Genomic DNA, 20,407 nt, shown 5'->3' with positions numbered 1-20,407 from the left:
ACGCGCCGCTCCAAAGGAGGGACTGGACTGACCGCTCGGGGACGCAGCTAGGGATGCCGCTGGACGACGACATCCTCATCCTGTCCGGCGTAAAGCTTTTCCAGGGCTTCACGCAGGAACAGCTGCGCCTGCTCGCCTTCGGCGCCGAAAACACGATCCTGCAGGCCGATCGCAAGCTCTACCGCGAGGACGACGAAGCCGATTCGGCCTATGTCGTGGTCAGCGGCCTGATTTCGCTATATCGCGAGCAGGACGGCGAGCGCATCCCGATCGGCACCGCCGGCCCCGGCTCGATGCTGAGCGAGCTTGCTCTCATTGCCGACACCAGGCGCCTGACCAGCGCCTCGGCGGCCGCCGATTCTGAAGTGATCCGGTTGAGCCGAAAAATGTTCCGCCGCATCCTGGAGGAATATCCGGATTTGGCGGTGCAGTTGCATGCCCGCATCCTGGAGGAATTCCAGCAGATGATCGCCCGCATCGAGGAACTGGCGCCGCGTTTTACGGGCTAATCTAGGTTGAAGGTCGCGATGACCGGCACGTGGTCCGAGGGCTTCTCCCAGCCCCGCGCGGCCTGCAGGATCTCATAGCCGGTGAAGCTCGGCACCAGATTGGCTGACGACCACACATGGTCGAGCCGCCGTCCCCGGTTCGACGCTTCCCAGTCCTTCGCGCGGTAGCTCCACCAGGTGTAGAGCTTTTGCTCGGCGGGAATGTTGAGCCGCATCAGGTCGACCCAGCCGCCTGCCCGGCGCATCGCCTCGAAATTCTCGGTCTCGACCGGCGTATGGCTGACCACGTTGAGCAATTGCTTGTGCGACCAGACGTCGTGCTCTTGCGGCGCGATGTTCAGGTCGCCGACCAGGATCGAGGAAGACGACTCGTCCTGGCTCGCCGGCATGCCGTTCATCTCCGCCACGAAGTCGAGCTTGTGGCGGAATTTGCGGTTGATCTCCGGGTCCGGCTCATCGCCGCCGGCCGGCACGTAGAAATTATGCACCAGGATCGACCGGCTGCCGGCCTGGACCTTGACCGACAGATGCCGGCTGTCGTCGATCTCGCAGAAGCGCCGCTTCTCGACCAGCTCGATCGGCCGACGCGCAACGGTGGCGACGCCGTGATAGCCCTTCTGTCCGTGGAACAGGATGTGCTCGTAGCCCGCCTTGCGGAAGGCTTTTTCCGGAAACAGCTCGTCCGGCACCTTGGTTTCCTGCAGGCACAGCACATCCGGCGCACGCTCCTTCAACAGCCGCTCGACGATCGGCATGCGCAGGCGCACGGAGTTGATGTTCCAGGTGGCGATGGTGAAAGACATTCAGGCGAGGTCCGCAGAAGGGTCGCCGATCTACTGCCAGCCGGAGGCGGGAAACACAAGCCAGCCTTTGCGGCTGCTTTCGCTTGCGCCAGCGGTTCCTGATTCAGGTCAGGCCGAGTCGAAAATGGTGGGCTCCGAGAACCGGAGCGGAGCGTACTTCAGTACGTGAGCACCGGAAGCGCAGGCGACCGCCATTTGCAGGCCGGCCTCACCTGAATCTAGCGCGTCTTGGTGTTCAGCTCGCGGTTGGCCGTATAGTCGATGGCGAACGTATCGGGCGGGAAGCTGACGCCTTCCTTGGTGTTGAAGATCATCACCGTCGTGTCCTTGCCTTGCGCGTCCGTGATCGTCCACTGGCGCAGGTCATAGGTTTTCGGATCGAACATCATGGTGATCATCGCATTGCCGAACACCGATTTGTCGGAAAGCTTGATGGTGGTGAGGTCGTCCTCTTCCTTGACGTCCTTGACGCGGCCGCCGGAGAGATCGATGCGGTCGTCGAGCAAGAGCTTCAGCGGCGTCTTCGACAGCGGATAGAGGTCCGAGGTGTTGAGCTTCTTGTTGAGGATCACCACCGACTTGCCGTCGGAGATGACGCGGAAATTCGACGATCCGTCATAGTTGAAGCGGATCTTGCCCGGGCGTTCGAGGAAGAACTTGCCGCCGGTCTGCTCGCCCTTCGGGCCGAACTGCACGAACTCGCCGCTCATCGACCGCACCGAGGAGAAGTGGTCGGCGATCTTCTGCGCCGCCGGCGGCACCGCGGCCTGCGCCGCCGCGACAAGCTGGTATCCGGGCACGAGGTTGAGAGCGGCAACGCCGCCAAGCATCAGGCCGAGGCCGAGCACCTGGCGACGGGTAACGGCGAATTCTGTCTGGGTCTTCATGCCGGTCACTTCCTGTGATTCGTCTGGTGGCAGTATCTGGGCTCCCACTAGGGCTTAAGTTTGGCGGCTGCGCGACAGCCCGTCGCATGAACGCACAAGACGATTTCAGGTTGCCTGAGCCGGAGGCACAGAAGGTCCCGGCTTAGAATTTGTCCTCTTCGGTCGGCACCAGAATCTCGCGTTTGCCGGCGTGATTGGCCGGACCGACAATGCCTTCCTTCTCCATCTTCTCGATGATCGAGGCAGCGCGGTTGTAGCCGATGCCGAGCCGGCGCTGGATGTAGCTGGTCGAGGCCTTGCCGTCGCGCAGCACCACCGCCACCGCTTGGTCGTACGGGTCGTCGGAATCCTCGAAATTGCCGCCACCGCCGCTGGAGCCGCCCTTGGCCGACGGACCGTCCTCGTCCTCTTCCTCGTCATCCTCGGTGATGGCGTCGAGATATTCCGGCACGCCCTGCAGCTTGAGGTGCCCGACCACCTTCTCGACTTCGTCGTCCGAGACGAACGGACCGTGCACGCGCTGGATGCGGCCGCCGCCGGCCATGTAGAGCATGTCGCCCATGCCGAGCAGCTGCTCGGCGCCCTGTTCGCCAAGGATGGTGCGGCTGTCGATCTTGGACGTCACCTGGAAGGAGATGCGGGTCGGGAAATTGGCCTTGATCGTGCCGGTGATGACGTCGACCGAGGGACGCTGCGTCGCCATGATGACATGGATGCCGGCGGCGCGCGCCATCTGCGCCAGGCGCTGCACCGCGCCTTCGATGTCCTTGCCGGCCACCATCATCAGGTCGGCCATCTCGTCGATGATGACGACGATATAGGGCATCGGCTCGAGGTCGAGATCCTCGGTCTCGTAGATTGCCTCGCCGGTCTGGCGGTCGAAGCCGGTCTGCACCGTGCGCGAGATCTTTTCGCCCTTCTTCTCGGCCTGCTGCACGCGCGCATTGAAGCCATCGATGTTGCGCACGCCGACTTTGGACATCTTGCGGTAGCGGTCCTCCATCTCGCGCACGGTCCATTTCAGCGCCACCACCGCCTTCTTCGGATCGGTGACGACCGGCGTCAGAAGGTGCGGGATGCCGTCATAGACGGAGAGTTCGAGCATCTTCGGATCGATCATGATCAGCCGGCATTCCTGCGGCGTCAGCCGGTAGAGCAGCGACAGGATCATGGTGTTGATGGCGACCGACTTGCCCGAGCCCGTGGTGCCGGCGACCAGCACATGCGGCATCTTGGCGATGTCGACGATGACCGCCTCGCCATTGATGGTCTTGCCGAGCGCCAGCGCCAGCTTGGATTTGGTGGTCTCGAAGTCGCGGCTCGCCATGATCTCGCGCAGATAGACCGTCTCGCGCTTGGCGTTGGGCAGTTCGATGCCGATGGCGTTGCGGCCGGGCACGACCGCGACGCGGCAGGCAATCGCGCTCATCGAGCGGGCGATGTCGTCGGAGAGGCCGATGACGCGCGAGGACTTGATACCGGGCGCCGGCTCGAGCTCGTAAAGCGTGACGACCGGACCGGGGCGGACATGGATGATTTCGCCTTTGACGCCGAAATCCTCGAGCACGCCTTCCAGCAGCCGCGCATTCTGTTCCAGCGCATCCTTGGACAGGCTTGGGTCCTTGGCGATGTTCTTCGGCTCGGACAGGAAATGCAGCGACGGCATCTCGAAGGAGTCGGAACCGATCAGCGAGGTCTGCGCCTCGCGCTGGGCGCGCGCTCCGGGCACCGGGCGCGCCGCCGGCGCCGAGACCCGGGTCGCGGCGTCGGAGCGGAAATTCTGCACCTTGGCGCCCGCGCCGCGACGCTGCACCGGCTCGTCGTCGAGCTCGTCGAGATCGGCATCGTCGTCCTGGTCGTCGAAAATGTCCTGGTCGTCGGGATCGACCGAGACGCTGCGGTCGTTGACCATGGCGGCGAAGAATTCCGGCTCGACGCGGGCGCGGCCGCCCGGGCTCATCCGGCTTTCGGCGAACTCGGCCGATTCGACCCGCTCTGCGGCGCGCCGCCAGGCGCTGGCCTTGGGCTCCATCGGCGGCTCGAACTCGTCGCGCTCGCGCCTGCGCCGCTCGGCGCGGCGGTGCAGGAAGGCGCGGAACGACAGCCACCAATGGGTGATGGCGCCAAGCGCCAGGATGCCCTCGTCGCCTTCGTCATCGTCTTCGTCGAACAGCGTCTCGTCCTGCTCGCGCGGGTCGGGCTGGGCGGCGCGCTCCATGACGGCAAAACCATTCTTGCGCGCAATCAGCGCCGAGCCATAGGCGAACAGCCACAAGGACGGCGCGGCCAGGATGACGGCGATGATGCTGGCGAAGAGGCCCTTCGGGTAGCCGCCGACGGCGATGCCGGGGATCTTGAGCACCATGTCGCCGAACACGCCGCCGAGGCCGGTGGGCAGCGGCCAGGTGTTGGGCGGCGTCACGCAGCCGGCGATCGCCGCGGCAAGCAGTGCAAAGCCGAACCAAGCAAACCCGCGCTTCGGCAGCCTGTCGACGCCGCGTGCGGTAAACAGCAGAAAGCCCCAGATCACGGCGGGCACTAGGCCGGCGACGGCGGCAAGGCCGAAGAACTGCATGGCCAGATCGGAGAACACAGCGCCGGCATAGCCCATGGCGTTGGTGACGACGTTGCTGGTTGCGTGCGAGAAGCTCGGATCGGCGACGTTCCAGGTGGCCAAAGCAGCGACGCCGAAGGCGGTGAAGGCGAACAGCCCGGCGCCGACCAGTCGCCCGACCTGGCGCCGCGCGAATGCCTGCAGACCGTTCCCCGTGCCGGTCAGCGCGAGCGGTGCTGAAGCGCCTGAACGCATGCCTCTTCCCCGTTGAGTCGTTGCCTGGCCGGGCGCATGGCGCACCCCGGCAGATTCGTACGCCAGACTATCGGGGGGAAGGTTAAGGCCACATTAACCATGGCTCTTTACCCGGATGCCTCGGGCACGATCCCGAAAAAGATCATGCCCCGGCAAAGAGCTGGAAACGAAGATGGCAGGCTGTGCGGCCCGCCACCTCCCTGTCTTGAAACGCCAAAACGGTCAGGCCCTTCCGGAACCCGACCTTCCACGATCACTTGTTGGCGCCGCCATAGGCCTTCAGGTTGGCGCAGAATTCGGCATGAGGCTTGCTCATCGCCGCGTCCTGGCACTCTTTCATCATCATGTCCTGCTTGTCCTTCGGCATCGAAGCCCAGGCCGCCTTGAAGTCGGCTTCCGGCTTCATGGTCTTCATGCTGGAGTCGGTGAAGAACGGGGCCATGTTGTCCGGAGAATCGAGAGCGCCGGCAAGTGCAACGCCGCTGATCATCGAAAGAGCCACGGCTCCCAGGAAGATATTCTTGATGTTCATCAGTTGGTTCCTTCCCTTTTGTTTGGCAATCGCCAGATTGGCGGTCGCTATCCAATTACGGAACCAGGGAGGCCGACGTTTCATGCTGGTGCGATCAACTGAATGTGATCGAAACGACGCGTATAGATTTGGTGAAAAAACGCCCGGAATGACTTCCGGGCCGCTCGCTTGCTGGCAAAAAAGGAGGCCCGGAATGACTTCCGGGCCTCAAGGCGTGAGCCCCTTGCGGGAGCGTCACGACGGGATCTTGGGAGGGATCCTAACAAATTCGGGGCCGGCGGGAGGAGGATCCGCCGACCCTGACAAAGCATGCCTTATGGCACCACTTCGCCGTGCTGGGTAACGTCGAGACCCTCGACCTCTTCCTGGGTCGACGGACGCAGGCCGACGAGCGCCTTGACGATGTAGAGGATGACGAAGGTGGCGATCGCCGTCCACAGGATGGTGAAGACGATGCCGTAGAGCTGCTTGCCGAGCGAAGCGTCCTTGCCAAGCGCGTTGATCGCCGGATCGGCGAGCACGCCGGTGAGCAGGGCGCCGACGATACCGCCGATGCCGTGCACGCCGAAGGCGTCGAGCGAGTCGTCATAGCCGAGCGCATGCTTGAGCTTGACCGCCGAGAGGTAGCAGATCACGCCGGCGAGGATGCCGACGATGAAGGCGCCGGTCGGGTTGACGAAGCCGGAAGCCGGGGTCACGGCGACGAGGCCGGCGACGGCGCCCGAGATGATGCCGAGTACCGAAGGCTTCTTGGCGACGATCCATTCGGCGAACATCCAGGCCAGCGCCGCCGCGGCGGTGGCGACCTGCGTGTTCATCATGGCGGCACCGGCGAGGCCGTCGGCGGCGAGTTCCGAACCGGCGTTGAAGCCGAACCAGCCGACCCACAGCAGCGAGGCGCCGATCACCGAATAGACTAGGTTATGCGGCGCCATGTTGGTGGTGCCGTAGCCTTCGCGCTTGCCCAGGACCAGCGCGCAGACCAGGCCCGCGACACCAGCGTTGATGTGGACGACCGTGCCGCCGGCAAAGTCGAGAACGCCGGCCGAGCCGAGGAAGCCGCCGCCCCACACCCAGTGCGCGATGGGCGCATAGACGAAGACCAGCCACAGGCCCATGAAGATCAGCAGCGCCGAGAATTTCATGCGCTCGGCGAAGGCGCCGGCGATCAGCGCCGGCGTGATGATGGCGAAGGTCATCTGGAACATCGAGAAGACGAATTCAGGGATGTTCGCCACGCCCGGTAGCCACAGCGTCGAGACCGTGATGCCATGATGGAAGAAGCGCGAGAAGCCGCCAATATAGGCATTCATCGATGCCGATTCATTGGTGGTGAAGGCCAAGGAATAGCCGAACATGAACCACAGCACCGTCACCAGGCAGGTGATGGCGAAGCTCTGCATGATGGTGGCGAGCACGTTCTTCTTGCGCACCATGCCGCCATAGAACAGCGCCAGGCCCGGGATGGTCATCATCAGCACCAGCGCGGTGGAGGTCAGCATCCAGGCGGTATTGCCGGTGTCGAGAACCGGAGCGGGCGCTGCGGGTGCGGCGGCCGGCGCAGCAGCGGCGGCGGCCGGAGCTGCTTCCTGCGCGAAGGCGGCGACGGTGCCGAATAGTGCGAGGGTGAGCGCGCCGAGTGCGGCCGCCTTTCCCGTCGTCTTCAAAGTGGATGGAATATTCATTGAACTCTCCGTTGGAATGGTGGTTCGCCGCTCAGAGCGCGTCGCTATCTGTTTCGCCGGTACGGATGCGCACCGCCTGGTCGATGCCGAAGACGAAGATCTTGCCGTCGCCGATCTGACCGGTCTTGGCGGCCGCCGTGATGGCTTCGACGGCCTTGTCGACCATGTCGGCGCTGACGGCGACTTCGATCTTGATCTTGGGCAGGAAGCTCACCGCGTATTCGGCGCCGCGATAGATTTCCGTATGTCCCTTCTGACGCCCGTAGCCTTTGACTTCGGTGACGGTCAGGCCCTGGATGCCGACGGCGGTGAGCGCTTCGCGCACCTCGTCGAGCTTGAACGGCTTGATGATTGCCATCACGATTTTCATAAGGTTTCACCCTTTGCTGTTGCGGTCCCCCGCGTTTGCACACCTTCACCGATCCCGAGGAGAGCCGGAGAGTGCACACGAGGATTCAAGCTCCGTGCCAATTGCCGAAACGGGCGTTAACCTGTTGTAAACAAAGGAGATGGGCCACCCGTGCCCGTTTTTGATGCGCAGAGGCGTCGCGGCTAGTGATTAAAATATAGGCAGAATCTGAAAAATGCCTGCTTAGCAGGCTTGAGCGCAAGCCGGCTTAAAACTGTGCAGCGTTTAGCGGTAACGGCATAAAGCGTGACGCGCTTCAACGTTTCAGGCGGATCAGGCCTTCCTGTGCGACCGAAGCGATCAAGGTACCGTCGCGAGCGAACAGCGAGCCGCGGGTGAAGCCGCGCGAGCCCTGCGTCGAGGGACTGTCTTGCGTGTAGAGGATCCAGTCGTCCAGCGAATGGCTGCGGTGGAACCACATCGCATGGTCGAGGCTGGCGGCCTGGATGTCGCGGTCGAAGATGGCGCGGCCATGCGCGAAGGTCGAGGTGTCGAGCAGCGTCATGTCGGAGAGATAGGCAAGCACAGCCGCCTGGATGGCGCGGTCCTCCGGCACCGGGCCGGTGGTACGGATCCAGATGTTCTGTTCGGGCTCCAGCTTCTCGCGGCTTGTATAGTGCTTCAGCATCACCGGCTTCATCTCGATCGGCCGGTCGCGCTCCCAGTAGCGCTTGATGCCTTCCGGCACCGCCTCGCCGAACTTGCCGAGCACTTCGCGCTGCGACAGAAGCATGTCCGGCGCCGGCACGTCGCGCGGCATCGGCATCTGGTGCTCCAGGCCGACTTCGTCCTGCTGGAACGAAGCTTCAAGCGAGAAGATCGCCTGGCCGTGCTGGATCGCCACCACGCGCCGCGTGGTAAAGGAGCCGCCGTCGCGGATGCGGTCCACCTCGTAGACGATCGGCAGCTTGGTGTCGCCGGGCCGCATGAAATAGCCGTGCAGCGAATGCACGTGGCGCACAGGCTCGACCGTGCGCTGCGCCGCGACCAGCGCCTGGGCGATCGTCTGGCCGCCGAAGACGCGCTGCCAGTCGACCTTGGGGCTGCGACCACGATACAGATTGTGTTCGAGCTGCTCGAGGTCGAGAATGTCGAGAAGCTCGTCCATCGCCGCCGTCATGGTCCACGTCCCTCAAAGATGTGTCATGCGGTTTCGGACAGGACGGGCGGGCAGTCAAGCTGCAACGGCCGTCAAGACGGCCGCAAGCCGCGAAAGGAAAGAGTATGGCCGACCGCAAGGCGAATGGGGAAGCCCGGCTGGACGTGCTGATCGCCGGCGCCGGCTATGTCGGCCTCACCGCCGCCGTCTCGTTGAAGCAGTCGCGCCCCGGCCTCGCCGTCGCCATCGTCGATGCTGCGCCCGCCGGCGTGTGGCAGAAGGACGGCCGCGCTTCGGCGATCGCCGCCGCGGCCTGCCGCATGCTGGAACAGCTCGGCGTCTGGGACGAGATCGCGCCGGAGGCGCAGGCGATCACCGAGATGATCATAACCGATTCGCGCGCCGCCGATCCGGTGCGCCCGGTGTTCCTGACCTTCGACGGCGAGGTGGCGCCCGGCGAGCCTTTTGCCCACATGGTCGCCAACCGCGACCTGAACGGCGCGCTGCGCCGCCGCGCGGCATCGCTTGGCATCGACATCATCGAGGGCATGGCGGTCAGCGCTTTCGATGTGAACGGTGCCGGCATCACCGTTCATCTCGCCGACGGCGCGACGCTGAAGGCGCGCCTGCTGGTCGCCGCCGACGGTGTCAATTCGAAATTGCGTGACATGGCCGGCATAAAGACCGTCAAATGGGAATACGGCCAATCCGGCATCGTTTGCACCGTCGCGCATGAACGCCCGCATAACGGCCGCGCCGAGGAGCATTTCCTGCCCGCCGGCCCCTTTGCCACCTTGCCGCTGAAGCCGGACAAGGACGGCACGAACCGCTCATCGATCGTCTGGGTCGAGCGCACGGAGGACGCGAGAGCGCTGGTTGGGGGCGACGATTTCGTCTTCGAGCACGATCTGGAGCAGCGCTTCGGCCTGAAGCTCGGCGAAATCCGCGTCGTCGACAAGCCGCGCGCCTGGCCGCTCGGCCTCACCCTTGCCCGCGCCTTCGTGGCGCCCCGCATCGCGCTCGCTGGTGACGCCGCGCACGGCATCCACCCGATCGCCGGCCAGGGCCTCAATCTCGGCTTCAAGGATGTCGCCGCCCTGGCCGAAGTGGTGGTCGAGGCCGACCGTCTGGGACAGGACATCGGCGCGCTCGACGTGCTCGAGCGCTACCAGCAGTGGCGCCGCTTCGACACGCTGCAGATGGGCGTCACCACCGACGTTTTGAATCGGCTGTTTTCCAACGACATCAACCCGCTGCGCCAGATCCGCGACATCGGGCTTGGCCTCGTCGAGCGCATGCCGAGATTGAAGGAGTTCTTCATCCGCCAAGCCTCGGGCCTGTCGGCCGACACGCCAAGACTGCTCAAGGGCGAAGCGATTTAGCGCTCTCGGTCTCGCGAGGCGCGAGGGTGTGCCGAGATTCAGGTCAGGCCGAGACGAAAATGGCGGGTTCCGAGAACCGGAGCGGAGCGTACTTAAAGTACGTGAGCACCGGAAGCGCAGGAAACCGGCATTTGCAGGCCGGCCTCACCTGAATATCGGTACACCGTCAATTGACCTCAAAGCCGAGCTTCTGCCTTAACCTCAACATCCGCTGGTCGGCGATCTTCAGGCTCTGTCCGCCGCCCTGGGCGACGCGGTTGAGCATCTGCAAAAAATCTTCCCGTTCATGCGGGTCGAGGCGCTCGCGCAGGAATGGCGCCAGCTTGTCGATGGCGATCGTCGTGTCGTCGACCTGCGCGGCCGCCCATTTGGCGTAGACGATCGCCTCGTCGGTCTTCTTCGGACTTTCGGCGATCTGCGCGATCACCTCGCGGAGAACCGCCTCGCGTTGCGGCAGCACCGGGCCGTGTTCGGCAACGATCGCGGCGATCAGCGTCGCCGCCGCCACCACCGGATCGTCGATAGCCGTCAGCGGCGACAGCGCCGCCTGCTTGCGCAGCTTCTTGCGGCGGATGTTGCCTTGCACGCGGCCGACGACATCGGCAACCTCGCGCGCGGCGTCGCTCATATATTTCAGCCGGTACCACCAGATGGCCGCAGCTCCCAGCAGGCCAAGAATCGCAATCAGGAAAGGCATGCCGAATTCCCCCGAAATCGCAGGCCACGATAAGAGAAGCGTGGAGTTGCTTCAACACGCAAGAGTTGCGACCGGTGAAGAAAGCCTGAAGAAGCCGTGCAAGAGAAAGCTCCGCTCCTGCCCATCCTGACCGGCGGTTATGACCCCGGTATGTCGTAGATCGCCCTCACTTCGACCGTGCCGAGCTCAGCCAGCGGAATGCCGTCGGCGATCTCCAGCGCCTCGTCGAGATCGACCGCCTCGACCATGACGAAGCCGAGCAGCTGTTCCTTGGTCTCGGCGAAGGGGCCGTCGGTGACCAGCCGCTTGCCCTTGCGCCGCCTAAGCGATTTCGAGGTCTTCACCGATTGCAGCGCCTGCGCGATGATCAGCTTGCCCTGGCGGTCGAGCGCCCTGTCATAGGAGAGCGAATCCGCGTCGAGCTTGGCTCCCTGCTCCGGCGTCAGCGCAAAAAGGTCCTTTTCCTCGCCATAGACCAAAAGCACGTATTTCATTTCGAACTCCCGTTATGCGACGAACCATACGAGGCGGCGACGAGCGTGTCAGCCTTGCCGCCGGAAGCGATCTCGTGGTCGAGCAGCCATGCCCCTGCCCCGATGATGGCAAGCGCAAGCAGCAACCGGCCGAAGCCGCTCGACGGCGGGTCCAGCCAGAAGTCTTGCCGTCGTTGGACCTTGCGGCCGGAGCCGCGCCAGATTGCGAAAAACAGATCGTCCATCTTGACCTCCATCCGGCCGCCAAAGGCACGGCCGCACGCAGGACGGTCCGGCGGGAGCCAAGCCGACATTTTTGCACGCGCATTTTTTTGAAAGAATTTCGGCACTCGGGATACCCGCTGCGCGGTGGCCTTCCGCCGCGTCCGCGCTATAGTTCTGGCGAACGCCGGCGCCCGCCGGCGCCGACCCCGTCATTTAAGGAGGATTCCATGGACCGCACCGCAAACGCCGTCTGGAAAGGCAATCTGAAGGAAGGCAAGGGAACGCTCGACACGCAGAGCGGGACGCTGAAAGGTACGCCCTATTCCTTCAAGGCGCGCTTCGAGGACGAGAGCGGCAAGTCCGGCACCAATCCCGAAGAACTGATCGCCGCGGCCCATGCCGGCTGCTATGCCATGCAGCTGTCGCATTTCCTGGCCGAGAACGGCACGCCGGCCGCCGAGCTCGACGCCAAGGCGGTGGTGACCCTGGTCCCCGGCACCGGCATCACCGGCAGCGCCATCACGCTGGTCGGCAAGGTGCCGGGCATCGACGCCGCGAAATTTAAGGAACTGGCCGAGAAGGCCAAGGCGGAGTGTCCGGTGTCGAAGGCGCTCGGCGCGATCAAGGTTTCGCTGGATGCGAAGCTGGGGTGACCGGTTTTGGGAGGGCGGCGATCCTTCGCCCCCTCTCTGCCCTGCCTTTCTGCTGAGCTACAAACCCAGCGCCTCGACCCTAGCCCGCAACGCCGCGACCTCCTCCTCCAGCGCCCGCACGCGCGCCTCGAGGTCAGTGTCCGAAGCTGTCGCCGCCGGCTGCCAAGGCGCCGCGACCGCAGCCGCCTCCACCGACCCGCTCAGCAAATGCACATAGCGCTCCTCGCGCTGCCCCGGCGCGCGTTCGAGCAGTTGGATCAGCGGCGGCCTCCGCCCGATCATCAGGTCGAGATTGTCGCGCAGCTCCTCGATCGAAGCAAAGCGCGCCATCCGCTCAGAGCGCGCCAGCAATTCATGCGCCGTCTGCGCGCCGCGCAGCAGCAAAAGACCGATCACCGCGATCTGCGGCGTCGTCAGCGAGAAGCGCTGCGCCATCAGATGCTCGTAGCGTTCGACGCGCGAGGCGAAGGCCTGCCGCACCAGCCCCTTCTGTTGCAGCGAATTCAGCGCCCGCCCAACTTCGGTCAGCTCGAGCGCCATCACCGGTTCACGCGCCGTCTTCTGGTTGGCGGCCTGGTGCGCGCCGTTGAGCGTCAGCGGATAGACATCCGGCGTCAGCTCCTTCTTCTCGATCAGCGAGCCGAGCACGCGCGCTTCGACGGCGGACAGGATGGGGAGATCGGTCATTGGCGTTCTGCCTCCCTGCGATAGAAATCGGTCGCCAGGGCGCGGTTGCGCGCCTGCCGCGTCTCGTCCCGGATCGAACCGGCCAGGTTCATCTCGTGATGACCATAGCGCGCTTCGAGATAGCGCGCGATCTCGGCCGGGATCGGCCCGGTACCCATCTCGCGGGTCTCGCGCTTCTTCTCGATGAGCCGGTGGATTTCGCTGGCAGCCTGTGCCGGAACCTCGGTCTCGGCCAGGCAATCGACCATGTTCATCGGCGGCAGGCCGACGAAATGGCGCTGCTCCATCCAGTCCAGCGCAACGATCGGCCGGATCAGATAGAACAGCTTCTTCAACTTCACTTCGCCGGCGAAGCTTCCCGTCTTGCCGACATGCGAGCGCGCCAGGCCGAGATAATGCCGCGAAACCCGCACCGGATCGACGATCTCGCCGAGCAGATCGCGGAGGCGCGCGCGGAAGCCGGGCGTCTCCTCATAGACGATCGGCGACTTCGCCCATTCGACGATGACGGCGTTGCCGCCGAGCGCCAGAAGCAGTGCCTTGCGCAAATCCCAGCCGCCGGCGTCGATCTCGCCCTCGAGCGGAAACTCGATCACGTCGCGTGCCTGCTCCAGCACGAGATGATCGGCGATCGGGCGGATATAGACGAAGCGGCAATCGTAATCGCTGTCCGGCGATGGAAAGCCCCAGGCGCGGCTGCCGCTTTCGATCGCGAACAGGATTCTTGCGCCCTGGCTTCGCGCCACATCCAGCCGCGCCTGGATCGCGGCGACCGCGTCCGGCGAAAAATCGGCGGGCAGGGACATTGCGAGACTAAACCCGGCGCTCCACCATCATTTTCTTGATTTCCGCGATCGCCTTGGCAGGGTTGAGCCCCTTCGGGCAAGTCTGCGCGCAGTTCATGATGGTGTGGCAGCGATAGAGCCGAAACGGATCTTCGAGATTGTCGAGCCGCTCGCCGGTGGCCTCGTCGCGGCTGTCGATCAGCCAGCGATAGGCCTGCAGCAGCACGGCTGGGCCGAGATAGCGGTCGCCGTTCCACCAGTAGCTCGGGCACGATGTCGAGCAGCAGGCGCACAGGATGCACTCGTAGAGCCCGTCGAGCTTCTCGCGGTCCTCATGGCTCTGCAGCCATTCCTTGGCCGGTGTCGGCGAGACCGTCTGCAGCCACGGCTGGATCGAGGCGTGCTGGGCGTAGAAATTGGTGAGGTCGGGCACCAAGTCCTTGATCACTTGCATATGCGGCAGCGGATAGACCTTCACCGCGCCCGAAATGTCCTCGGCACCCTTGGTGCAGGCCAGCGTGTTCGAGCCGTCGATGTTCATGGCGCAGGAGCCGCAAATGCCTTCGCGGCAGGAGCGGCGCAGCGTCAGCGTCGGGTCGATCTTGTTCTTGATCCACAACAGCGCGTCGAGGACCATCGGCCCGCAATCGTCCATGTCGACGAAATAGGTGTCCATGCGCGGGTTTTCGTCATCGTCCGGCGACCAGCGGTAGATGCGGTATTCGCGAAGGTTCGTGGCGCCTTCCGGCTTCGGCCAGGTCTTGCCCTGCTGGACCTTGGAATTCTTGGGAAGCGTGAGTTCGACCATTACCTGCGGTCCTTTCGAATGACGAGCTTCAGCCCGGACCAGATTTCGTTCACGGCGGCGACCTTGACGTCGACCAGGTCGCGTTTCAGCGCCTCGGTGCGGATCACATCCTCGGTGACGTCGGTCGGCACCTTCGAGGCCTTCTTGGGCCAGGATACCCAGACCATGCCGTCGCGCTTGATCGCCGTCTCGATGTTGGCCAGGCCGTCCTCGATCTCGGCGCGCTGCCGGGTGAAGGCATGCACGGCGTCGTATTTTTGCCTGCCGGAGATCGCCGACCACTCGGTGAGCCGATCGACGCCGGCAAAGGACACGGCCTGGGTCAATTCATCGAGCTCCGGCGGCAGCGCGATGAAGGCGGCGACCATCCCGTCCTTCAGGCCGAGCTTGGCCGGAAGCGGCGTGCCGGAATATCCAGTGGCCGCAGGCGCCATCATCAATACACCCGCGCCTTCGGCGCGATCTTGGCCAGGCTGATGCCACCGTCCTTCTCTGCCAGCAGCGGCTCGGTGTGGACCGGACGGTAAGTCAGCGTCACCTCGCCGTCCTCGCCGACATGGGCCAGCGTGTGCTTGCGCCAGTTGACGTCGTCGCGCTTGTCGAAATCCTCCCGCGCATGCGCGCCGCGGCTCTCCTTGCGCGCTTCGGCGCCGTAGACGGTGGCAATCGCATTGACCATCAGGTTTTCGAGCTCAAGCGTCTCGACCAGGTCCGAATTCCAGATCATCGAACGGTCGGTGACCTTGAGGTCCTTCAGCTCGCCCCAGATTTCCGAGATGCGCTTGCAGCCATTTTCCAGCGATTCCTGGGTTCGGAACACGGCGGCGTCTTCCTGCATGGCGCGCTGCATCTTCTCACGCAGCACCGCGGTCGGCGTCGAGCCGTTGGCGTGCCGAAGCTTGTCGAAGCGGTCCATGATCTTTTCGACCGACGCTGCGTTCGGCGACGGGATTGCCGACTTGCGGTCGATGACCTGGCCAGCGCGGATCGCCGCGGCGCGGCCGAACACGACGAGATCGATCAGCGAGTTGGAGCCGAGCCGGTTGGCGCCGTGCACCGAGGCGCAGCCGGCCTCGCCCACCGCCATCAGGCCGGGCGACACCTTGTCCGGATGCTCGGACGTTGGGCTGAGCGCCTCGCCCCAGTAATTGGTCGGCACACCGCCCATGTTGTAATGCACCGTCGGCAGCACCGGGATCGGCTCCTTGGTGAGGTCGACGCCGGCAAAGATCTTGGCCGATTCCGAAATGCCGGGGAGCCGCTCGTGCAGCACCGCCGGATCGAGATGGTCGAGATGCAGGAAGATGTGGTCCTTCTTCTTGCCGACGCCGCGGCCCTCGCGGATTTCCAGCGTCATGCAGCGCGAGACGACGTCGCGCGAGGCGAGGTCCTTGGCCGAGGGCGCATAGCGCTCCATGAAGCGCTCGCCCTCGGAATTGACCAAATAACCGCCCTCGCCGCGCGCGCCTTCGGTGATCAGGCAGCCTGCGCCATAGATGCCGGTCGGATGGAACTGCACGAATTCCATATCCTGCAGCGGAAAGCCGGCGCGCGCGGCCATGCCGCCGCCGTCGCCGGTGCAGGTATGCGCCGAAGTGGCGGAGAAATAGGAGCGGCCGTAACCGCCGGTCGCCAGCACCACCATTTTTGCCGAGAAGCGGTGGATCGTGCCGTCGTCGAGGTTCCAGGCGACGACGCCGGTGCAGGTGCCATCCGGCTCCATGATCAGGTCGAGCGCGAAATACTCGATGAAGAACTGCGCATTGTTCTTCAGCGACTGGCCGTAGAGCGTGTGCAGGATGGCGTGGCCGGTGCGGTCGGCGGCGGCGCAGGTGCGCTGCACGGGCGGGCCGTCGCCGTAGTTCATCATGTGGCCGCCGAACGGCCGCTGATAGATCTTGCCTTCCTCGGTGCGCGAGAACGGCACGCCGTAATGCTCGAGCTCGTAGACCGCGGCCGGCGCCTCGCGCACCATATATTCCATGGCGTCGACATCGCCCAGCCAGTCCGAACCCTTGACGGTGTCGTACATGTGCCACTGCCAGGAATCAGGCCCCATGTTGGAGAGCGAGGCGGCGATGCCGCCCTGCGCCGCCACCGTGTGCGAGCGCGTCGGGAACACCTTGGTGATGCAGGCGGTGCGCAGCCCCTGCTCGGCCATGCCGAGCGTGGCGCGCAAGCCAGCGCCGCCGGCGCCGACGATAACCACGTCGAATTTGTGGTCGACGAATGTGTAGGCGGAAGCCGTGTTGGATGTGTCCTTGGCCAAGGCCTCAGCCTCCGAATGCGAGTTTGAGCAGGGCAAACAGCGAAGCGACGCCGACTGCCACACAGAAGAAAGTGTTGAGCGCGAGCGTCAGCAACTTCAGCCCTTCGCCATGCACGTAGTCCTCGATGATGATCTGCATGCCGAGCCGCATGTGGTAGAGCCCGGAAATCAGCACCAGCGCCAGCATCAGCGCCACGAACGGGTTGGCGAGCGCTGCCCGCACATCCGCATAGCCATGGCCGTTGACCGCGATGAGGAAGCCGACAAAGAACAACAGCAGCGGGATGTTGGCGATCGCCGTCAGCCGCTGGCGCCAGAAATGCAGCGTGCCCTCGCGCGCCGAGCCAAGCCCGCGCACCTTGCCGAGCGGCGTGCGCATATCGTTTTGGGAACCGCTCATGCCAGCCCTCCACGCGCCATATAGCCGGCGATCCAGATGAGAAGGGTAAGCACGACCGAGCCGCCGACCGTTGCCCAGGCGATCTTCGAGGCGGTGTGCTTTTCGAGAGCCGCGCCCGTGTCCCAGATCAGGTGGCGCACGCCGCCGAGCATGTGGTGCATCAGCGCCCAGGTGTAGCCGAACAGGATAAGCCGGCCGAGCCAGGTGCCGAACGCCCAGTTCACCCAGTCGAACGCACCCTGCGAGGTCGAGGCAGCGATCAGCCATGCCGCCACCAGCAGCGTGCCGAAATAAAGCGCGCCGCCGGTGATGCGATGGATGATCGACATCGTCATCGTGATCGGCGGGCGATAGATCGTCAGATGCGGCGAGAGCGGCCGTTCACGTCTGGCAACTGCGCGGGTGGCTGGTGATTTGCTCATGGCTCCCCCAGATCGGCATCCTGGAGCCGCTGTATCAAGCGGCGTTTGCCGCTCTCATATCTGGCTCCAGACAGCCGGTTTCTAATGCTCTTTTTGCACCGCGTCAAAGCCGGAAAATCGTTTTGGAAAAGTCATTTAGTCTGACAAATCGAGGGCGCGGCCCTTCAATCGATTAGCGGCTGTTTGGACAGCCGGCGCAGCGTCGCTGCAGTGCAGCAAACGTTCATCTCCTGCATGTTTGCGGCGTCGACCCCCGCTTCATCACCAGGGCCTCGCGGCCGTCGATCACGATCGCGTCATGTGTCGCCGCTTCCTGGTAGCGGCTGTTCTGATTGGCGGGCGAGGCCGCGAACTCCTCGGTCGTGCCGTCGGCCTTCGCCACGCGCAGCACGCTGCCCAGATTCTGGATGGTGATCGTGCCGCCATTGCCGCATCTGTAGGTGGCCGTGCCGACGCCGGAGCGCGGCGCGGTCAGGTCGGTGACGATCTTGGCAGGCGGCGCAGCGGGTGTTGCGACGGCCGGAGCCGCCGTGGATGCCGGCGGCGTCGCAGTGGGCGACTGGACCGGTGAGGATGCGGCGCTCGGTGGCGGTCCGACATCCGCCGCCTTCGGCGCGCCATTCTGCGGCACGCAGGCCGCGACCGCGAGAAGCAGCGGGATGGCGATCGACGCCCGAACCGTGTGGCCAAAGCTCATGCGCTGCCCCTTTCGTGCGCGGCACGCTACCGCAATTCCGGGAAAAGTGTGAAACGGTTTTCCGTCCGGAATTGCGTCAAAACAAAGAGATACAGCGTCACCGTTTCCGTGAAACAATGACCGCTGTAGCCACGCAGCGCATCAAGATCAAGTTCACCCGTGAATGAGCCGACGCGTCGGGGCCGCTACTCCACCGCAAAAATTAACCATGTTCATTAAGAACCGGCGCCAACGGCCATCCGCCTCTTAACAAAGGTTAAGAAAGGGTTAATTTCCGATTCGGACCAATTTCCGGGCGCGATGCCGCGCCATTCAAGGGAGAGCGACATGCGTTCGAATTCAGTGGGGAAGAGCCTGGCCGCCGCAACGTTGGCGGCGCTGGCCGTTGCGATCGCCGCGCCGGCGCAGGCGGACCTTCGCCACCATGACCGTGTCTATGCCGATTCGTTCGGCAATCTCGTCATCGACAGCGCAGCCGGCTACAAGCGCATCATCGTCGGCGAGGGCAGGCTCGCCAAGAAGCTCTCCGAATTCACCAGCGCCGGCCAGCCTCATGTGGTCTATGAGTCGGACGATGCCGGCGCGCCCGGCTGCTACCAGCCGCCGGTGCTCGTGAAGGGCCGTTCCTATATGTACGGACTTTCCGACGGCGAGATGCCCAACCTCAGCCCTTGTCGCTGAGCTTTCCGGCCGGAACGCGGCGCGGGATGTTGGGCGCAACGCGTACGCAGTCGCGGCCGGCATTCTTGGCTTCGTAGAGCGCGGCGTCCGCGCGCCGCATCAAATTGGAAAACCCCTCATCCGCGTTGAGCTCGGCAACGCCGAAGCTCGCGCTGCAGCGATAGCCGACAGCCAGGCCTTCTATCGGCAGCGCGCCGAAGGCACTGCGCGCGCCCTCGGCGAACAACCGCGCGGCGGCGAGATTGGTGCCCGGCAGGATGATGGCGAATTCCTCGCCGCCGATGCGGCCGGCGACATGATGCTCGGCCGCAGCCTCGCGCAGGAAGCCGGCGAAGGTCGCGATGACGCGGTCGCCGCTGGCATGTCCGAAACTGTCGTTGATGCTCTTGAAGTGATCGAGATCGGCGATGACCAGCGCCACCGGCACGCCTCGCCGTACCGCATCCCGCATCGCCAGTTCCGCGTGGCGCTCGAAGCCGCCGCGATTGAACAGCCGCGACAGCGCGTCGGTCTCTGATTTCGACGTCGCTTCGTTGAGCACGTCGCGCACCAGCACGGCCAGCGCCAGCAGCGCCAACGCCAGGCCGAACACGGTGCCAAGCGACTGCGACACCAGCGCGTAGCCGGTCTGCACATAGGCCTGCGGATTGGCGCCCCAGCCGCCCAGCGCGCCTGCAATGAAAGGCTTAGAGGCGAACTGCACAGCGCTTGCCCCGAGCACCGCCGCCAAAAGGTAATCGAGCCGCCCGCGCCTCTGCCGCGAGGAAAGCACGATGCCGACCGCGGCAAACTGCATGGCGGCATAAGGAAGCTGGTAAGCCATCATGCGGGTGAGCGCGTGGCGCGGCAGGTCCTGCACCAGATAGACCGCGACCGAGGCGACCACTAGGAAGAACAGCATCGGCGGCCAGGGCGGCTTGATGCCATATTTATGCGCGAGCCCGCCATTGAAGGCGATGGTCGCCGCGAGGAATACGGCGAAGGCGGTAACGACCGGCAGCCGTGCATCGGCGAAGGCCGGGATAATGAATTCGATGGCGAAATAGGCCATGCCGATCAGATAGCTGAACGCCAGCCAGCGCGCCGACACGCGCCCCGTATCATAGACGGCGATCGTCATGAACGCCGCCGCCAGCAGGCCGGCGGCGGACAGATTGATCATCAATACGAAGTCGGCGCTGCCCATGTCTTCCTTCGACGGACTCGGCAAACAGCAAACCATCGAGGGGCGAAAAAGATGTTAATGCCAGGGCATGACTGGAGGGCACAGGCTTCCGCGACTGACTGCAACGCCCATGCTCTCGTCAGCGCATTTCGAACGCCGGTTAGAGGTCAAAGGCAATCGCCTCACCCCGGTGATTGGCCGGGCCCATCCCTCCGGTCGTCATCCACGGGCGAAGCAAGGAGCGAAGCGACGCGCGCAGACCCGAGGATCCATGCCGTTACTTTCGAGAGCGACTCACGGTGCAGAATTCTGCCCCGTTGCATCCTTCGG

At 64.4% G+C, this 20,407-nt stretch carries 23 protein-coding genes; 4 read left to right on the top strand and 19 right to left on the bottom strand.

The genetic code is table 11. The features are described 5' to 3' along the window. Positions 1-53 precede the first annotated feature (53 nt). Complete coding sequence (locus tag FJ988_RS13295; RefSeq protein WP_140818288.1) at positions 54-509, top strand: Crp/Fnr family transcriptional regulator; 456 nt, start codon at positions 54-56, stop codon at positions 507-509. On the opposite strand, the gene xth is transcribed toward FJ988_RS13295, so the two are convergent. The 7 genes from xth to tesB all read right to left on the bottom strand — a co-directional run bounded on the left by xth (position 506) and on the right by tesB (position 8,754). After that, the gene (gene xth / locus FJ988_RS13290; protein WP_140818286.1) at positions 506-1,312 is read right to left on the bottom strand and encodes an exodeoxyribonuclease III; all 807 of its coding nucleotides are present in this window, start codon (positions 1,310-1,312) and stop codon (positions 506-508) included. The two genes, FJ988_RS13295 and xth, sit on opposite strands and share 4 nt — an antisense overlap. 218 nt (positions 1,313-1,530) lie before the next feature. Further along, a complete protein-coding gene (locus tag FJ988_RS13285; RefSeq protein WP_140818284.1) occupies positions 1,531-2,199 on the bottom strand; it encodes an outer-membrane lipoprotein carrier protein LolA in 669 nt (222 codons plus the stop codon). 142 nt (positions 2,200-2,341) lie between these two features. Beyond that, complete coding sequence (locus FJ988_RS13280; protein ID WP_140818282.1) at positions 2,342-5,008, bottom strand: DNA translocase FtsK; 2,667 nt, start codon at positions 5,006-5,008, stop codon at positions 2,342-2,344. 253 nt (positions 5,009-5,261) lie between these two features. Next, positions 5,262-5,540, bottom strand: coding sequence for a hypothetical protein (locus FJ988_RS13275; protein ID WP_140818280.1), 279 nt, complete (start codon positions 5,538-5,540; stop codon positions 5,262-5,264). A gap of 314 nt (positions 5,541-5,854) precedes the next feature. Then, the gene (locus tag FJ988_RS13270; RefSeq protein WP_140818278.1) at positions 5,855-7,225 is read right to left on the bottom strand and encodes an ammonium transporter; all 1,371 of its coding nucleotides are present in this window, start codon (positions 7,223-7,225) and stop codon (positions 5,855-5,857) included. Positions 7,226-7,256: 31 nt separating this feature from the next. After that, entirely contained in the window at positions 7,257-7,595 is a 339-nt protein-coding gene (locus FJ988_RS13265) for a P-II family nitrogen regulator (RefSeq protein WP_140818276.1), read from the bottom strand. A 295-nt stretch (positions 7,596-7,890) separates the two neighbouring features. Next, entirely contained in the window at positions 7,891-8,754 is an 864-nt protein-coding gene (gene tesB / locus FJ988_RS13260; RefSeq protein ID WP_140818274.1) for an acyl-CoA thioesterase II, read from the bottom strand. Positions 8,755-8,858: 104 nt separating this feature from the next. Here tesB and FJ988_RS13255 point away from each other — a divergent pair, with 104 nt between their 5' ends. Then, positions 8,859-10,115 carry a ubiquinone biosynthesis hydroxylase gene (locus tag FJ988_RS13255; RefSeq protein ID WP_140818272.1) on the top strand — a complete coding sequence of 419 codons (1,257 nt, stop codon included), beginning with the start codon at positions 8,859-8,861 and terminating at the stop codon, positions 10,113-10,115. Between the two features lie 166 nt (positions 10,116-10,281). Here the strand turns inward: FJ988_RS13255 and FJ988_RS13250 are convergent, their stop codons facing one another. The 3 genes from FJ988_RS13250 to FJ988_RS13240 all read right to left on the bottom strand — a co-directional run bounded on the left by FJ988_RS13250 (position 10,282) and on the right by FJ988_RS13240 (position 11,635). Beyond that, positions 10,282-10,812: a hypothetical protein gene (locus tag FJ988_RS13250; RefSeq protein ID WP_140818271.1), complete on the bottom strand. Its 531-nt coding sequence runs from the start codon at positions 10,810-10,812 to the stop codon at positions 10,282-10,284. 137 nt (positions 10,813-10,949) lie between these two features. After that, positions 10,950-11,306, bottom strand: coding sequence for a YciI family protein (locus FJ988_RS13245; protein WP_140818269.1), 357 nt, complete (start codon positions 11,304-11,306; stop codon positions 10,950-10,952). Next, positions 11,303-11,635, bottom strand: coding sequence for a hypothetical protein (locus FJ988_RS13240; protein WP_246688527.1), 333 nt, complete (start codon positions 11,633-11,635; stop codon positions 11,303-11,305). The genes FJ988_RS13245 and FJ988_RS13240 overlap by 4 nt, the downstream gene beginning before the upstream one ends. 102 nt (positions 11,636-11,737) lie before the next feature. Between FJ988_RS13240 and FJ988_RS13235 the strand changes: the two genes are divergently transcribed. Further along, positions 11,738-12,163, top strand: a complete 426-nt coding sequence (locus FJ988_RS13235; protein ID WP_140785513.1) for an OsmC family protein — start codon at positions 11,738-11,740, stop codon at positions 12,161-12,163. Positions 12,164-12,220: 57 nt separating this feature from the next. On the opposite strand, the gene FJ988_RS13230 is transcribed toward FJ988_RS13235, so the two are convergent. The 8 genes from FJ988_RS13230 to FJ988_RS13195 all read right to left on the bottom strand — a co-directional run bounded on the left by FJ988_RS13230 (position 12,221) and on the right by FJ988_RS13195 (position 18,231). Further along, on the bottom strand, positions 12,221-12,850 hold the full coding sequence (locus FJ988_RS13230; protein ID WP_140818267.1) for a YceH family protein: 630 nt from the start codon (positions 12,848-12,850) through the stop codon (positions 12,221-12,223). After that, positions 12,847-13,656 (bottom strand): DNA polymerase beta superfamily protein, encoded by an 810-nt coding sequence (locus FJ988_RS13225; protein ID WP_140818265.1) that lies wholly within the window; start codon positions 13,654-13,656, stop codon positions 12,847-12,849. Before FJ988_RS13225 ends, FJ988_RS13230 begins: the two co-directional genes overlap by 4 nt. A gap of 7 nt (positions 13,657-13,663) precedes the next feature. Then, a complete protein-coding gene (locus tag FJ988_RS13220; protein WP_140818262.1) occupies positions 13,664-14,443 on the bottom strand; it encodes a succinate dehydrogenase iron-sulfur subunit in 780 nt (259 codons plus the stop codon). Then, positions 14,443-14,877 (bottom strand): DUF3052 family protein, encoded by a 435-nt coding sequence (locus tag FJ988_RS13215; protein WP_140818472.1) that lies wholly within the window; start codon positions 14,875-14,877, stop codon positions 14,443-14,445. Before FJ988_RS13215 ends, FJ988_RS13220 begins: the two co-directional genes overlap by 1 nt. A 2-nt stretch (positions 14,878-14,879) precedes the next feature. Further along, entirely contained in the window at positions 14,880-16,712 is a 1,833-nt protein-coding gene (gene sdhA / locus FJ988_RS13210) for a succinate dehydrogenase flavoprotein subunit (RefSeq protein WP_140818260.1), read from the bottom strand. A 4-nt stretch (positions 16,713-16,716) separates the two neighbouring features. Further along, positions 16,717-17,112 carry a succinate dehydrogenase, hydrophobic membrane anchor protein gene (sdhD, locus tag FJ988_RS13205; RefSeq protein WP_140818258.1) on the bottom strand — a complete coding sequence of 132 codons (396 nt, stop codon included), beginning with the start codon at positions 17,110-17,112 and terminating at the stop codon, positions 16,717-16,719. After that, a complete protein-coding gene (gene sdhC, locus FJ988_RS13200) occupies positions 17,109-17,534 on the bottom strand; it encodes a succinate dehydrogenase, cytochrome b556 subunit (protein WP_140818256.1) in 426 nt (141 codons plus the stop codon). The genes sdhD and sdhC overlap by 4 nt, the downstream gene beginning before the upstream one ends. 223 nt (positions 17,535-17,757) lie before the next feature. Then, on the bottom strand, positions 17,758-18,231 hold the full coding sequence (locus FJ988_RS13195; RefSeq protein WP_140818254.1) for a hypothetical protein: 474 nt from the start codon (positions 18,229-18,231) through the stop codon (positions 17,758-17,760). Between the two features lie 327 nt (positions 18,232-18,558). Here FJ988_RS13195 and FJ988_RS13190 point away from each other — a divergent pair, with 327 nt between their 5' ends. Then, on the top strand, positions 18,559-18,912 hold the full coding sequence (locus FJ988_RS13190) for a hypothetical protein (RefSeq protein WP_140818252.1): 354 nt from the start codon (positions 18,559-18,561) through the stop codon (positions 18,910-18,912). Here the strand turns inward: FJ988_RS13190 and FJ988_RS13185 are convergent. After that, on the bottom strand, positions 18,896-20,098 hold the full coding sequence (locus FJ988_RS13185) for a diguanylate cyclase (RefSeq protein WP_140818250.1): 1,203 nt from the start codon (positions 20,096-20,098) through the stop codon (positions 18,896-18,898). The two genes, FJ988_RS13190 and FJ988_RS13185, sit on opposite strands and share 17 nt — an antisense overlap. Positions 20,099-20,407: the final 309 nt, after the last annotated feature.

Origin of the sequence: Mesorhizobium sp. CU3 (assembly GCF_006442965.1) — a bacterium.
GTDB lineage: Bacteria > Pseudomonadota > Alphaproteobacteria > Rhizobiales > Rhizobiaceae > Mesorhizobium.
This window is presented reverse-complemented; position numbering and strand designations above follow the sequence as displayed.